The 14906-nt window shown below is 59.1% G+C and carries 10 protein-coding genes, 1 tRNA gene and 1 pseudogene; 7 read left to right on the top strand and 5 right to left on the bottom strand.

Annotation, left to right across the window (positions count from 1 at the left end; all coding sequences use genetic code 11):
- Window positions 1-47: 47 nt before the first annotated feature.
- Window positions 48-122 (top strand) — tRNA-Val (locus FHS03_RS15440).
- 1152 nt (window positions 123-1274) lie between these two features.
- Here FHS03_RS15440 and FHS03_RS15435 read toward each other — a convergent pair.
- Window positions 1275-1955 (bottom strand): hypothetical protein, encoded by a 681-nt coding sequence (locus FHS03_RS15435; protein ID WP_183441837.1) that lies wholly within the window; start codon window positions 1953-1955, stop codon window positions 1275-1277.
- 348 nt (window positions 1956-2303) lie between these two features.
- Between FHS03_RS15435 and FHS03_RS15430 the strand changes: the two are divergent.
- The 6 genes and pseudogenes from FHS03_RS15430 to FHS03_RS15405 all read left to right on the top strand — a co-directional run.
- Window positions 2304-2600, top strand: a pseudogene (locus tag FHS03_RS15430) (integrase core domain-containing protein); the annotation flags it as partial.
- Between the two features lie 576 nt (window positions 2601-3176).
- Window positions 3177-3626, top strand: a complete 450-nt coding sequence (locus FHS03_RS15425) for an FKBP-type peptidyl-prolyl cis-trans isomerase (RefSeq protein ID WP_229426235.1) — start codon at window positions 3177-3179, stop codon at window positions 3624-3626.
- A 291-nt stretch (window positions 3627-3917) separates the two neighbouring features.
- The gene (locus FHS03_RS15420; protein WP_183441835.1) at window positions 3918-4337 is read left to right on the top strand and encodes a hypothetical protein; all 420 of its coding nucleotides are present in this window, start codon (window positions 3918-3920) and stop codon (window positions 4335-4337) included.
- Between the two features lie 107 nt (window positions 4338-4444).
- Window positions 4445-5533, top strand: coding sequence for an acyltransferase family protein (locus tag FHS03_RS15415; RefSeq protein ID WP_183441834.1), 1089 nt, complete (start codon window positions 4445-4447; stop codon window positions 5531-5533).
- Between the two features lie 78 nt (window positions 5534-5611).
- Window positions 5612-9397, top strand: a complete 3786-nt coding sequence (locus tag FHS03_RS28535; RefSeq protein ID WP_183441833.1) for a DUF4214 domain-containing protein — start codon at window positions 5612-5614, stop codon at window positions 9395-9397.
- Between the two features lie 341 nt (window positions 9398-9738).
- Entirely contained in the window at window positions 9739-10497 is a 759-nt protein-coding gene (locus FHS03_RS15405; RefSeq protein ID WP_183441832.1) for an SDR family oxidoreductase, read from the top strand.
- Between the two features lie 17 nt (window positions 10498-10514).
- Here FHS03_RS15405 and FHS03_RS15400 read toward each other — a convergent pair whose 3' ends face one another.
- The 4 genes from FHS03_RS15400 to FHS03_RS15385 form a co-directional block, all read right to left on the bottom strand.
- The gene (locus tag FHS03_RS15400; RefSeq protein ID WP_183441831.1) at window positions 10515-11222 is read right to left on the bottom strand and encodes a substrate-binding periplasmic protein; all 708 of its coding nucleotides are present in this window, start codon (window positions 11220-11222) and stop codon (window positions 10515-10517) included.
- Between the two features lie 90 nt (window positions 11223-11312).
- On the bottom strand, window positions 11313-12134 hold the full coding sequence (locus FHS03_RS15395) for a ChbG/HpnK family deacetylase (protein ID WP_183441830.1): 822 nt from the start codon (window positions 12132-12134) through the stop codon (window positions 11313-11315).
- Window position 12135: 1 nt separating this feature from the next.
- Entirely contained in the window at window positions 12136-13146 is a 1011-nt protein-coding gene (locus tag FHS03_RS15390; protein ID WP_183441829.1) for a glycosyltransferase family 2 protein, read from the bottom strand.
- Window positions 13146-14606: an ArnT family glycosyltransferase gene (locus FHS03_RS15385; protein WP_183441828.1), complete on the bottom strand. Its 1461-nt coding sequence runs from the start codon at window positions 14604-14606 to the stop codon at window positions 13146-13148. Before FHS03_RS15385 ends, FHS03_RS15390 begins: the two co-directional genes overlap by 1 nt.
- Between the last annotated feature and the right edge of the window lie 300 nt (window positions 14607-14906).

Genomic DNA, 14906 nt, shown 5'->3' with positions numbered 1-14906 from the left:
TTGACCCTTTTACTTTTTGTGTTCGTCGTCTATAATAGTGCCACTTCGGGAGGTTAGCTCAGGGGTAGAGCACTGCATTCACACTGCAGGGGTCGCAAGTTCGAAACTTGCACTTCCCACCAGAACAAATAGTTTAATATCAGAGACTTACAGGCGAAATGCTAGGTGCTGATAGAAACTTGGGGTAAATTTGGGGCAATGCGACATGCCTGCCCCTCTGCAAGAAAACAGCCGGCTAAAGCCGGCTGTTTTCGTTTACGTGCGTGCACAACTTCAACACGCGCGCGAGTTCGTCATTCCGAGAATCTGGGAGATTCCTCGCCCCGCTTGGGATTGGTCTGGCTGTAGAGCGCAAGCAAGCGCTTGCGGCGTCCGCTATCGAGGCCGGTAGTGATCCATTTACCGTATGTCCGCATGATCATGGTGGTGTCGGCATGACCCATCTGGCCCCCTGTTTAGCTGCGTAACGTCCATATGGTGCGCAACAGTCTGCACTTCGTGCCTTGGAAAATGCAGAACGACATTAAATAAGAATATTGGCTAGATTATACGGACACTACCCGTCAGCCTGATACCATTTTGGCGATCAGTGATCGGAACTCTGGCTGAATGATTGGCTGAAACGGTTAGACACAGTTCAGAACGCCATATACACTGCTCACGAATGCCGTAGCACTATCGAGGGGATTTGATGCGATGGATTTAAATTGGCCAACACTGCTGGGTCGTGGAGCGACACATTCCTGGCTTGTTGGCTTTGGGAAGCTACGAATCCCTTTTGAGCGCCAGACCAACATTCACAAAGCGTTGCTGTCAATGGCGGTTGCGACCATAACTTCGAAGTTCGTGGATGACTTGTGCTAGTGGCTCTTAATCAAAATTGAGAACGCCACTGTACCCTTTAGGCGTGTCTTTATCCGGCCATCTGGAATCGACCATCGATTGCATAGCGCAATATGAATTGGCCACGAATTGCCCGGTTTTCGAGCCCCTGCAAGCCCACACCAGCTTCCCGCGATGATTGAATTCATCCCAAACGAACTGATCGTCTAGCGACGACGGCAACGCTTCCCCATATATGGTTTTCGGTAGAGTTTTCGCAGGTGTACTTTCGCTAGCACGGGGCATCCCGTTTAATGCCTTTTCATTCTTAGGTATTGTTGTCTGGCCCATGCAAGCTGCTGACGTCATGGTAAGCGCCATTACTAAAAAAACTTCATTACTTCTCCAATCAGTACGAAAGCATTATAAAAACCAGGATGCTCACTTTGTAATCAATAAGGCACCGACTCGTGCACTCCGATGATTTGTACTGCAGCAAGGTGCACGTCATTATGTTCTATTGGCGATGCGGTGACCGGTTCCGCATTGTCCTGTGTTAGATAGGATTCAAAAATCCGGGTATCAAAATCGTTAGGTACGGATCTTTGTGGTACATCCTGCCAATGACTGTTATCAATCAGGCGACCATTATCCATGTAATAATAAGACGTAGCATAGCCCCAACCCTTAGGCGCGTTTGGAGGCGGCATCGGAAATCCGTTTCCCAAATTGGGCGGGTTAATGCCGCCATCGTACACTCCCCACTTTATCATACCCTGTGCTTTATTGAAGGTTGTCCAAGTTCCATTGTCTGTGTGCTGTGTCGAGTTCCTGATTCTTACATCTTCGCCAATAGCGTTGTAATCTGCGCGAATCGGCTCTCCTAGATCGATGGCTACACGTGTTTCAAATGCGGTCGCTTGTGCCTCATCGTGACCAAAAATAACGTGAGCAATTTCATGAACCAGTCCCATTGCAGCCGACTGGATCCCGAGAACACCTTCGCGCGAAATAACCTGTAATCCTTGATAAGGATTCCACATGATCTGCCCAGACTGTGGCAGGGCTGCCGTGTTCACGTTCGGGCCGACATACATAGTGAGACCGTCCAGGTGCTGATAAAACAGCGACATGTTAGGGCTTTTCTTAATATACTCCAATGTAAGGGTTAGCTGCGACATATCTGCGGTCGAAATACCCGGCGTTTCTATAGATCAACTCATTTAAAATCCTATTCAGCAGTTACCGCAGGCCAATGTGACTCTGCAGGAAAATCAATTGTACCGAAAGAGGGTTCGATAAAACTCAAAGAATGTAACAATCAAAAGACTCATATAATATTTTTTCCAACTGAGCTAGACTAATCCGGCGACGTTCCTCTCTCGTATTGGTTACCAGCAGTTGTCCCTATCGGTTAAACTCTGGTGCCTAAACACTCGATTGAGTACCGACTCGTCATCCACAAAGCGTTGCTGCATGAGTCAGACAATGGCCCCGAGTTCGCCGCAACAGCAGTCATGAAATGGCTGCGCGACCGGAACGTAGGGCCCGCCTATATTACGCCCGGTAGCCCTTGGCAAAATGGATTCGTTGAGAGCTTTAATGGCAAGCTGCGCGACGAGTGTCTGAATCGGGAATGGTTCCTAAGCCGCCAAGAAGCCAAACTCGTGATTGAAAAATGGCGGCACTTCTATAACAATGAGCGGCCGCATTCTGCGCTCGGCAACCGCACCCCAGCTTTGGTCGGGAATCTGCGGCGCCAAAAAAGGGCGGCGTAAAGTCGAAGACTAATTGTGGCGGTGGCTACAAATTCTCAAAGCAGGTCAGCATCAGTAACCGAATGATGGCTCCTCGTTGATCATGGCCTTGATTGGTTCGGCAAAGCGTGGCTGCACCTTCGACGTCGCCTTGACTGCCCTGTAGTACAAGGTCCGGCGCGGCGTCTCGAACCACTGGCACAGCTTACTGATCGAAACCTTGAAACCGCTTGCAATTAACTATGCATCCCAGTCGACGTCAGAATTTAAAATTGCTCGTGATGCTTACGTTGCCGCCGAGAAAAAAATTCTTATCTGCCGCGAAGAATAAAACACTCGACTTACAAGACATTACATCAACGGATCGGGACGCAGATTACGACGGCCTTGGCATGTCCATATAACGAAAACTTAGCTGAAATTGGCCAGCGAAAATGTTTACCTCTGCTATGCAGAAATTGGTCGGACAGCAATCGTACCGAATCTTGTTGACTTCATGTCATCCCGAAGTGGTAGATTTCCCGTCTTGTGCTTACCGTGCCGCAAGATGTATGCTGCTGCGGCATTTCCCATCACTTACTCATGCGAGATATTCATTTGAAAAAATTGCTCTCCTACTCGGCCGTTGCCCTGACGATGGCCCTTGCCATGTCCGCTTGCAAGCGCGCTGAGTCGCCGGCGCCAACTTCGTCCGAGGCGGCTCCGGCGATTTCCCTGCAAAAGATTGATGCCGTGGTTGGCACCGGCAAGGAGGCGACTGCCGGCTCTACCGCCGTCGTCAATTACACGGGATGGCTGTATGAGCCGCAGGCTGAGTCGCAGCATGGCGCCAAGTTTGATTCCTCGGTGGGGCGTTCGCCGTTCACCTTCAAGGTCGATGGCGGTCAGGTAATCAAGGGCTGGGACGTCGGAGTGCAGGGCATGAAGGTGGGTGGAAAGCGCACGATTATTGTGCCGTCGGAGATGGGTTACGGTGCGAATGGTGTTGGCCCGATTCCACCGAACGCGAACCTGATCTTTGATGTTGAGCTGTTGGATGTTCAGTAAATAGCGCCGGAGATGCTGCGTCGACGTTTGTCTTTTCACGACGCGGCGCGGCGGCCACGATGTAGTGGTGTTGACCGATAGCCGAGAAGGCCCGGGGCTTCGTGGCGCGCCGCCGACAGCTAGCGTTTGGCCAGGTTGATATAAAGCTCGCCGAATCAGGCCGTCGCGCGCCTGTTTTCGTGCGGCGATCTCGGCCACGGTATGATCTTTCGTCTACGCCCCCAGTGCCCGAAGCCTGGCCGATTCCGGACCAGGCTGGCGCGCTACTCTCTTCGCCAGGAGCGATGCGATATGGGTACGACCAAAACAAGCTTGAAGCCAGCCGCCCGGCCTGTGCCGGGGCCAGTTCGTGATCTGCCGGCCGAAATCCAGCGCCGGCTGGACGGCTGGTTCTGTTCTTTCTGGTTTTTTGTCATCTGCCACTATGGATTCGGCATTGGCGGCGTGGTGGCCGCCACGATCGCCGCGGCGACCACTGGAGAGGCGGTCAAGGTGGCCGCAATCATTGCCTCCACCTGTATGGCCGTTGTCGGCTTCGTTCAGCCAGACCATCAGTATCGAAAGCTTGTCGGCGCTTGGCGCATCCTGGACGACGCCGCGCAGCGCTACCGTCACGGACTCATTGAAATTGAGGAGCTGATCGACGGCATGAAGGCTGCCGAGGCGAGGTTGCAAAAGCAGGAGGATGATACGCCTCCCGGTAAGCAATGAGCATGGCCGCGCTGCCACAGCGAACCCATGTCATGCTTCAGGCGTGTGACAGTTATTCTTAAATTAATATAGAATGGAAAACATTTTCTTCTTATTAATTTTTGCTGATGAAATCCACTTCCAAGAAGCGCTTTGACCTCCTCGATGGTGTGCGCGGGCTGGCCGCACTGGCTGTTATGGTGCTTCACTTTACCCAGCGCAGCGGCCTTCCCTGGCTGCCAGGCGCCGGGGTTGCCGTGGATATGTTCTTTGTTCTTTCCGGCTTTGTAATTGCCCGCAGCTACGGCTCGCGCATTTTGGAGGGCATGTCCTTCGCGACCTTCTTCAAGGCGCGGCTGATACGCTTGATGCCGCTTTATCTGCTGGGCCTGGCTTTGGGCCTGTGGGCGACCTTGGTAACGGTACCGCCAGCTAACGGCGGCCCCAACCAGACCGAGATTGCGAAAGCGGCCGCACTCGGCCTCTTCATGCTGCCTTACTTTAACCAGATATCATGGCCCTTTGCCCAGGAGCTTGTCTTTGGGCCGATTTTTCCACTGAACGGTCCGTCCTGGTCGCTTTTCTTTGAGCTCTTCGTCAATATCCTCTTCTTCTTCGTGGTGGTGAAGTACCGCCGGACCTTGCATATCGGGATATTGCTCGGGTTGATCTGCCTGTATTTCCTGACCTGCGCCCGATTTAATAATCCAGGCTGGGGCTATGAAACCTTTATCGGCGGCTTCCCCCGCGTGATCGCGGGATTTTTCGTGGGCGTGTGGATATCCGATGCCAAGCTGTACCAGACGAAGACGCCAGCCTGGATGGCCTATGGCCTGATTCTGGCCAGCTTTAGCGCCTTTGCCTTGGCGCAAAAGCAAATTCAGCTCGCGAACATCTTCTTTATCGTCCCAGCACTGATCATCTGCTGCGCCGGTATCGATGTGCACGGCGCGCTGCGGCGCGGCTGCTCCATGCTGGGCGAGCTGTCCTATCCCCTGTATGTCATCCACATGCCCATTTACCAGCTGCTGTATGCCATGCCGAAATTCCTGGCCTTGCCGCCGCTGCAAAAGCTTCTCGGCGCTACCCTGGTTGCGGTACCGGCGGCCTTTGTCCTGATCTATCTGGATCGCGCTGTTCGCGCCGCCTTGGCGCGCAAGCTGCTGGCCAAGACTTCGCCATTGCCGATGGGTGGTTCCTCGTCCACGGCCGCCTAGGCATTTTGCCGTATTTACGTAATTTCCAAAAAGAAATTATAATTGCCATTTGGTATTGTTAAAGCAATGGATATGGCAATGGTACAAAATGCTGCACCGATTGAATTGAGCTTTGGCCTGGACGGGGCCGAATGGTTGGGCGATGACCGCGACAATATGGTTGAAGCGCAGGGTGCTTATCAACTGAGGCTGCGCTCCCTGACCAAGGTTCTGACATATGAGGAACAGGGTGTTGAAGGCGGCCCGGCCATGTCTGGTGTCTTCGTCAAAATGACGCCGCAGATGAAGTCTGGACAGGATGCCTCGAATCCGCTGGAGATCAGTCTAAACGGAGCGGTGTTTAATCTGCAGAGCCTTTCCCTGTATTCCCCCGGCCAGATTCTGGGCGAATTCAATTTCACCACCGACAAAGGGACGGTAACGGCGCAGCTGGACGCGAAAACCGGTGTGCTGACTTTTGACCAGGAGGCGGATCGCGCCATCCTGGATGGCGTTAGCCGTGTCACTATCCGTCCTACCGACAAAACCCAGGTCTGGGGTATCGACAATATCAAAGTAGCGGTGCCGCCGCCCAACACCGCGCCAACGTTTGTGGAGGCCGAGCAGCCCGTGAAAGTCAAATCGAATGGGGAAGCCATCGATCTGGCCAAGCTGCTGCATGTGAGCGATACCGACGCTGGCCAGAAGCTGGAATGGAAGCTGGTGGGCGACCCGGCTGAACATGGCAAGGCCTTGGTGGCCGCGCGTGCCGACAGTGGCGCCGCCGATATCGCGCCCCAGGGCAGCTTGAGCTATCAAGCACAGCTGGGTTACTCCGGCGCGGACAGCTTTACCGTCGAAGTCAGTGACGGCGTCACTTCGGTCACGCGCAAGATCGTGCTGGAGGTGAGCGCGCCGGAAGTGCAGGTAAGCGGCCTGGCCTTCACCAGCGCTGTTGCCAAGAACGATTCGCTGCGCACCAACAAGCTCGCGCAGGAGGTAAAGGTGACCCTCGACACGCCATTGAAGGCTGGGCAATTGCTCTTCGGCAGCCTGGATAATGGCAAGAGCTGGGTCCCGATCAACATCCCGGCCGGTGAGAAGGATGTGCTGTGGAAGGGGCTGGCGCTGACCGGCAGTGGCACCATCCAGCTCAGGCTCGATGATGGTCCGGGCAAGAGCGAGATCATCGCGCAGCGCGCTTACCTGGTGGACCAGGAAGGACCGCTCCGCACCGTCAGCGGTCTGACGCTGGAGAATGGCGCTGCTAGCGCATCCAACGATTTCTACGCCAATTCCAAGGATCAGATTCTGAGCGGCAGGCTCGATGCGCCCTTGGCTGATGGGGAAGCGGTCAGGGTCAAAGTGGGAAACGGCAACTTTGTGAGCGCCGGCATCGATCCGCAAGACCCGCTGCGCTGGTTCTTGAAACCGGGCCAGTTTACGCAGACTGAGACTAAACGGACCATCGAGGTCGGTGTGGCGGATGACTTGGGCAATTGGGGCAAGACTGTGAGCGGAACCTTCCAATTGGATCAGGAAGCGCCACACGCCTATCTGCAATCGGTTCCGGCCCCGGACCCCGCTTTGAATAAGCTCTTTGCCAAAATCTCGTTCACGGACGGTTTTGGCAGCGGACTCGATGTCAGCTCCGTCAAGCCGGGAAATATCAGCATCAAGGATAGCCAGGGCCGTGAGCTGAAGATTGTGCAAGCCGAAGCGACGAATGATGGACTGCGATATGTCGCCGAGGCGCCCGGCGGCAGTTGGGATAAGGACGAATACGGCACCTATACCGTGAGCCTCAACGCCAACTCGCTCAAGGACAAGGCGGGCAATGCCGTGGCGGCTAACCCCGATATGGGCAAGCTCTTCATCGTGGAAGCGGAAGTGAAGCCGGAACCGATCAAGCCGACGCCGCGTCCTGAGCCTGAGGCGCCGCGGCCGGTGCCGGAAGTGATGGATGGTGTCACTGTGGGCAAGACCATCGGGGCCGACTCCGTGACCGGAACCAGCACGGCCACCGTGACCGTGCCGACTGTGACGAGCGGCCGCCAGGACGACAGCAAGACGCCCAACAAAGGCCTGGCCGATATCGCGCTGGACGTCGCCAGCGGCGGCCGCGAAGCCAAGCTGACCGTCAGCCTGCCGGTGGGCGCCGGTCTGGGCGCGGAGGGTTCGACTGTCCTGCTCAGTAAGGAGCAGGCCTTGCTGGACCTGATCCGCCGCATCGAGCAGAAAACCGATGCCGCGTCGTCCACCCAGGCGGATATGAAAGGGCAAGGCACCAGCTTCCTCGATGGTCTGGGCAAGGACGTCACGGTGCTCAGCAAAACCATTACGCCTAGCTTGGTGAGCGGTAGCGATATCAAACAACCGATCCTGATCAGCGGCAGCTCGACCACGCCAGCGGGCGGCGGCACGAACAGCACCGTCATCGGCCTGGTGATCGATGCCAGCCAACTGGCCAAGGGGGCGGTGCTGCAACTGAATAATGTGGACTTCGCCGCCGTGGTGGGCGACGCGACGCTGCGCGGCGGCGATGGCCGCAACTATGTGGTGGGCGATAACGCCAGCCAGAATATCTTCCTGGGCGTCGATGACGACGTGCTCAAAGGCGGCGGCGGCAACGATATTCTGGGCAGCGCGGGCGGCAACGACATCCTCGATGGCGGCGCCGACAACGACACCCTGGTCGGCGGCATCGGCAACGATACGCTGATCGGCGGTAACGGCAACGATGTGCTGCAGGGCGGCCGCAGCGATCAAGGCGCCTGGAGCTTCAGCGTCAACGCGAAAGGCGAGATTGTGGCTTCCCACGAGCAGGCCGTGTTTGCTCCCGGCCAGAACGAGGCTGTGCAGATGGCGGAGCTGAACAAGCTGCCGGAGCTGGCCTTCCTCAACGCGGGCAAGGACAAGCTGGCCGATCTGGGCCTGCTGTATCACGCTGCCTTCGGCCGCGCGGCCGATATTGGTGGCCTGAATTTCTACACCGGCGTTAAAGCCTCGTTGACGAGCGTGGCCGCGTCCTTCGCAGCATCGGCCGAGTGGAAAGCGGCCAAGATGGACACGATCGACGATGAAGCCTTCCTGAACAAGCTGTATGAGCAGGTCATGGGCCGCGCAGCGGACAAGGGCGGCTTCGAATTCTGGACCAAGGCATTGAGCGGCGGCTATGGCGTCAAGGTCACGCGCGCCGACGTGCTGCTGAACTTCGCCCTGAGCGACGAACACCGCAAGCTGCAAGCCAAGGAGGGCGTCTTCGCCAAGACCACGCTGGAGAAGGAATCCGGCTGGATCAACGGCAGCGGCGACGACCGTCTGGAGGGCGGCGCGGGCAGCGATGTGCTGGTCGGCGGCGACGGCAAGGACACGGCGGTCTACAGCGGCAAGCAGGCCGATTACAAGATCCTGCTGGGCGCCGATGGCCAGATCAAGGTGGCCGACAAGGCCAACGCCGACGTCGATACCTTGAGCAGCATCGAGCAGGCCGAGTTCAGCGACGGCACCATCAGCCTGGCCTTCACGCAAGCCGATGCGGCGCGCCTGAAAACGGCGGGCCTGCTGTACCAGGCCGTGTTCGACCGCGCGGCGGACGTGGGCGGCATCAACTGGTGGCTGGTTTCGCAGTCGAGCAGCCAGCAGATGGTGAACAGCTTCAGCGCTTCGGACGAGTTCCAGAAGCTGTACGGCAAGCTCGATAACGCGGCCTTCGTGCATGCGCTGTACGCCAATAGCGGCCTGGCCGCCAATGCGGCCGGTGGCGAGGCAGCGTGGGTGAGCTATCTGGGCACCCACAGCCGCGCCGAGCTGGTTGGCAGCTGGATCGCGCAGGACGCGGTGATCCAGGCGCAGCAAGCAGGACAAGGTCTCTGGCTGGCTTAAAGTAGTTTATCTTGCCACCGCTTTAAAAAGCCGGCCTCACTGCGAGGCCGGCTTTTTGCCATTTGCAGCCGCTAGCGCTTCCCATGCCGCCCATCCCGGTATCGGAGGATCTTCCGCGAGCCGCAAATAGAGCAGCAGCCACAAAAGCGGGTATGCGGGGCGGGAAGGCATGACGGGCTCCGGGCGGTTCAAAGGTGGAGTAATTACTATATATGCTCGACTTGGCCGGAATGTATGGCTTTTGTAATGCCAGCGATGGAATTCAATGACAAGAAGCGGAGTGCCTGGCGTGGCGGCCGGCCCTATCGTAGACACCTGTCTGTCATGCGAAAGGAGCAGAAATGAAGCTGTTAAATAACAAGGTAGCCATCATCACCGGCGCCAGTTCGGGTATCGGCTACGCCACCGCCAAGCTGTTCGCGCAGGAGGGGGCGAAGCTGGTCCTGGTCTCGCGCCGCCAGGCGGAACTGGACGCGCTGGTCGCCAGCCTGGAACCGGGCAGCGCCGTGGCGTGCGCGGGCGACGTGGCCGACGAGCGCTGCGCGCGCCAAGCCGTCGCCACGGCGCTGGAGCGTTTCGGCCAGCTCGATATCGCTTTCAATAACGCCGGCACCCTGGGCGAAATGGGACCCACCAGCGATGTCAGCGTGGAGGGCTGGCGCAATACGCTGGACACCAATCTCACCAGCGCCTTCCTGGCGGCCAAGCACCAGATTCCCGCCATGGCAGGCCGCAGCGGCGCATCGCTGATCTTCACCTCCACCTTTGTCGGCTATACGGCGGGCATGCCGCAGATGGCGGCCTACGCCGCCAGCAAGGCTGGCCTGATCGGCCTGACGCAGGCGTTGGCGGCGGAGCTGGGACCGCAGGGCATCCGCGTCAACGCCATTCTGCCCGGCGGCACGGATACGCCCATGGGCCGCGCCGTGGCCAACACGGAAGAAGCCAAGTCCTTTGTCGCCGGCCTGCACGCCCTGAAGCGCCTGGCCTCGCCGGACGAAATCGCGCGTTCGGTGCTGTATCTGGCTTCCGACCTGTCGAGCTTCACGACCGGTACCGCCATGCTGGTCGACGGCGGCGTGTCGATCAACCGCGCCTGATCGTCTGCCGCGGACGGCTATTCGATATCGCCATACTTCTTCTGGATCGCTTTCGAGGTGCCGTCCTTTTCCATGGTTTTCAGCGCGCTGCCCAGGCGCGACACCAGCTCCGCATCGCAGTGTTTGGAACAAGCCAGGTAGTTGTAGGTGGGGCCGAGCGAGGCGCTGACCTGCACCCGGGTGTCGGTATCGCTCGCTTTCACCCAAGCCTTGCCTTCCGCGACCGGCCCATACCAGGCATCGATGCGCCGGTTCAGCAGCATTTTCTGCGGCGTTTGATCCTGATTGAGTTCGTAAATCTGGCCGTCGGCAAAGCCGTTCGCGCGCAGAATATGCACGCCCGCCGTGCCCCGGGCCGCGCCGATCACCTTGAAGGCGGCGCGCGCCTCTTCAAAGGAGTTGACCGTCTTGTCGAGGGAGAAGAAGGCGCGGTTGACTTTGAGAATGGGGGCGATCCAGGTGTATTTGTCCTCGCGAGCCTCGACCCGGGCAAGGGGGATGATCAGGGTGTTGCGCGCGGCGGGATTGGCGACAGCGGCCAGGGCGCGGTTGCTGGGCACCACCAGCAGCTTTGCTTCATAGCCGGCGCGGTGCATGGCTTCCAGCACGATATCTCCTACCACGCCTTTGCGTTCCGCCGTATTGATGGTCAGCGGCGGCACTTCCATCAGATACATGGTGAGTTCCTGCGCCGGGCAGCTTGCCGCCGCGGTGGAAAGAAGCATCAGGAATCCAAGACGTCTCATGTCGCCCCCCTTGCGTGTTGCCCATTATACGGGCATGGCGGGGGACTGCGGCCGCTTTCTCTGCTTCTCTCAGGCGGCCGACAGCGGAAGGGCGGGATTGAAGCGTCCCAGGGTAATGCCGAGCCGGCGGCACGCCTCGCCAAAGCGCTCGCTGGCCAGATAGGCATATTCCAGCGCGCGGCTGGCGCCGATAGGGTCATCCCTATCGTTGGCCTCCAGGCCAGGATGGCACATCATCAGCGCGCCGGAAGGGGCGTCGGCCAACCATTTTTCCATCAGGTCGGCGAAATCGGCTTCCGGCGAGAGCGAATACATGCCTGCGAACCAGGAGGGCGTCGCATACCCAAGCTGGTTGGCCTGGTAGGAAAAGCCGTGGGTGAGCAGGCAAAGCAGATGCGACTTGAAACGGTCGTCGCCGGGATTGGCCAGCAGGTCGGGCGCGCGCAGATAGGGGCGCTCATCGCCGCTCCAGCGTTGCTCCATGGCCTGGAACAGCGCGGTGCGCGCGCAGGGCAGGGCGTGGATATGCTGGTGGCCGTCGAGGAAATCCGGCAGACGGCCAAAATGATGGCAGAAGCGGTCGATCTGGTTCAGGAAGATGCCACGCAGCTTGTCGATGGAAAGCAGTCGCAGCTGGCTTGCCAGCAGCCAGTAGGACAGCGGACGCACCTGCTCCTCCCCTTGGCGGAAATCGTGGGTCAGGTTCAGGTGCAGGCCGATATCGGCATCCTGAGAAAAACGGCGCAGGGGCGCGGCCAGTATCGGCCATTCGCGCGACTCGCTCATCACGCTGGTGGCGGAAAGGCGGCCTTGTTCCAGCAGGCGCAGAATGCCTTCGCTGATGGCGCTCGACTGGGCGAAATCGTCGGCGCAGAGTATCAGTTTGCGCATCTCAGTTGACGCCTTTCTTCGCCAGTTCCTGTTGGCCGACCATGCTGTGATCGATGCATTCATCCAGAATGTACAGGGGGCGCTGCTTGGTCTCCTCGAAGACGCGCCCCAGATACTCGGCGATCACACCCAGGCAAAGCAGCTGGATCCCCGATAGAAGCATCATGCCGGAAGCCAGGGTGGCCCAGCCGGAAACCGGATTCCCATAGATCAGCGTATCGGCCAGGATGTACACACCATAGGCCAGGGCGCACAGCGAAATGACGGCCCCGGCAGCCGACACCATGCGCAGCGGGCGCATGGAGAAGGAGGTCAGGCCCAGCGAGGCCAGTTCAAGCAATTGGCCCAGACGGAATTTGCTGCATCCCGCCGTGCGTTCGGCGGCGGCAAACGGCACGATGCTGGTCTTGAAGCCCAGCCAGGCGTACAAGCCTTTCATGAAGCGGGCGCGTTCCGGCATCCGCATCAAGGCCTGCACCACGCGCCGGTCCATCAAGCGGAAGTCGCCGGCATTCGGTGGAATCTTGAAGCGTTCGCCGCTTTGGAGGAAGCGGTAGAAGCGCTGTTTGGCGTAGGCCAGCAGGCGGTTCTCGTGCTTGCGGTCGGACTGTGCCGCGACCACCATGTCGTGGCCGGAGCGCCATTCCGCCACCATGCGCTGAATCAGCTCGGGCGGATGCTGGCCGTCGCCATCCATGCACAGCACGGCGTCGCCGCGCGCGGCCGCCAGACCGGCCGTCAGCGCCGCCTCCTTGCCGAAATTGCGTGAAAGGCGCAGCAGCTGCACATTGCTGTACATGCTTTGCCTCTCGAACCTGGCCACCACCTCTTCCAGATTGTCGCAGCCGCCGTCGTTGACGATCACCAGTTCCCAGTCGACGTCGCAGCGCGACAGGGCCGCCGCCAGCTCGGGCAACAGCAGGGACAGCGAGGCCGCCTCGTTCAGCACGGGCAGGACCACCGAGATGGCTTTACGCCCTGCGCGGTTCAGATTGATCGAAGGCGCGGACATTATTTAATCTCCACCAGCGAGCGGTGCGCGCCTTGAAAGCGGATGCGGTCCGCGGGAATATGCAGGCGCTGGGCCTCTTGGTTATCCATAACAACGACCTTGCTGTGACAGTCGCCCTTGCACAGCGCTCCCTTGGAATAGAAAGCGGAGGAAAAGGCGGGATGGGTTTGATAATGCAGTTGCGCGCCGGTGGGCGCATGCTGCAGGAAATTCTGGATCAGTTCACGCTCCGAGTTGGCATTCATCTGGCGCTCGATCAGCGGCGCGCAAGTGAGCACCAGCGCGGCAAAGGCGGCCAGCCCCAGGGCGCTACGCTGCTGCAGGCTCTCGGCGCTGTCTTCCAGCCATTGCGCAGCCAGCACGGCGAACGGCGGAATCGCGGTCAACGCATAGGTCCAGATGATGTTGCGGCTGAAGGTGAAGAACAGCAGCGGCGCCAGTGTGGCGCACCACAGGAAGCATTCCAATGGCTGCATGACGGCCGGACGGCCCCTCCAGCGCTGCACGGCGCGGAACAGCAGGCAGCCGAATACGCCTATCCACGGCAGGATGGCGCCGGTCCAGAAAATCCAGATGGCGCCCAGCGGCTGGCGGTGGGCCGTGCCATAGCGGTCGCCCATCCAGCCTGGCTGCAGGAAGCGCGCGAAATGCTCGCCGACGATGAAGTAGTTGAGGAAGCCGGGGTAACGCGCTTCGGCCGCGATATACCAGGGCAGGAAGGTGACGAGAGCCAGCAGCACGCCCCGCGGATCGGCCAGGCGGCGCAGCAACTGCATAGGCTTGCCTTGCATGAAGGCGAAGGAGGCCAGCGGCAGCGCGATCAGCACCCAGGTCGCCAGACCCTTGGACAGGGCGCCCAGGCCGATCATGGCCCAGAAAGCCAGGCGCCAGCGGCTTGTCTGCGGTGCTTCGCGCCAAACCTGCCAGGCGCAGTATTGGGCGGCCAGCACCACGCCCATCTGCACCGCGTCGGTCATGACGGCGCCGGCGCTGGCAAAGAACAGCGGCGAGGACGCCAGCACCGGTATCACCAGCCAGCGCTGGCGCAGACCCAGTTCGGCCGCCATGCGCATGGTGATCCAGATCGCGCCCAGCGACACCAGCAGCGCCGGCAGGCGGGCGGCGAACTCGTTGACGCCGAAGACGGCCATGAAGGCGGCGCTGCTCCAGGTGGAGAGCGGCGGCTTGGCGAAGAAGGGCGTCTGCGGGTCCATATGCGGCATCAGCCAGAAGCCGTTGCTGACAGCCTGGCGCGCGATTTCGCCATAGCGCGCTTCGGTGGTGTCGGCCAGCGGCGCAAACCACATCAGACCGAGACGGGCGAATAGCAGCAGGGCGGTGGCTGTGAGCAGCCAGGCCTGCCAGTTGCGGCCGACATCCTCGATGCGCGTACTGGCGCTGAGGGCGTTGTTGGGGAGTGACGTCGTGACGGACCAGCCGGGACGATGATCTGCAAGCATGAGCGTACCTTGAAAAAATAATCGGTCGAACGTCTCTGTGGTCCGGGTTGGCAAAAGAAGAGAGTTCACTTTCGATCTTAGTAAGGTGCGGCTTAATTCTGCATGAAGGTTATGTGAAACAAACATTAAATGTACGCGAAAGGCGCGGTGAAAAGTAGCCTAAGGCGCAGAATCTTCACGAAGCGCTAAGGTTGGATAACGCCCGTGGTTGCTGGCGAAATGAGGAGGACGGGTGTTGCTGCGCCGGGAAAAAAGAGAGGCGCGTCTCCTTGCGGAACGCGCCTCAGTGAAGCCCTTAGT

Source organism: Pseudoduganella violacea (genome assembly GCF_014191875.1).
GTDB lineage: Bacteria > Pseudomonadota > Gammaproteobacteria > Burkholderiales > Burkholderiaceae_D > Rugamonas > Rugamonas violacea_A.
Note: the sequence above shows the minus strand (reverse complement) of the source record. Positions and strands in the feature narration are given on the sequence as shown.

What these genes read in the sequence shown, in the direction of transcription:
- FHS03_RS15435 (WP_183441837.1), bottom strand. Translation starts at nt 1,955, where the DNA reads ATGTCGCTGTTTTATCAGCACCTGGACGGTCTCACTATGTATGTCGGC.
- FHS03_RS15420 (WP_183441835.1), top strand. Translation starts at nt 3,918, where the DNA reads ATGGGTACGACCAAAACAAGCTTGAAGCCAGCCGCCCGGCCTGTGCCG.
- FHS03_RS15415 (WP_183441834.1), top strand. Translation starts at nt 4,445, where the DNA reads ATGAAATCCACTTCCAAGAAGCGCTTTGACCTCCTCGATGGTGTGCGC.
- FHS03_RS28535 (WP_183441833.1), top strand. Translation starts at nt 5,612, where the DNA reads ATGGTACAAAATGCTGCACCGATTGAATTGAGCTTTGGCCTGGACGGG.
- FHS03_RS15405 (WP_183441832.1), top strand. Translation starts at nt 9,739, where the DNA reads ATGAAGCTGTTAAATAACAAGGTAGCCATCATCACCGGCGCCAGTTCG.
- FHS03_RS15400 (WP_183441831.1), bottom strand. Translation starts at nt 11,222, where the DNA reads ATGCTTCTTTCCACCGCGGCGGCAAGCTGCCCGGCGCAGGAACTCACC.
- FHS03_RS15395 (WP_183441830.1), bottom strand. Translation starts at nt 12,134, where the DNA reads ATGCGCAAACTGATACTCTGCGCCGACGATTTCGCCCAGTCGAGCGCC.
- FHS03_RS15390 (WP_183441829.1), bottom strand. Translation starts at nt 13,146, where the DNA reads ATGTCCGCGCCTTCGATCAATCTGAACCGCGCAGGGCGTAAAGCCATC.
- FHS03_RS15385 (WP_183441828.1), bottom strand. Translation starts at nt 14,606, where the DNA reads ATGCTTGCAGATCATCGTCCCGGCTGGTCCGTCACGACGTCACTCCCC.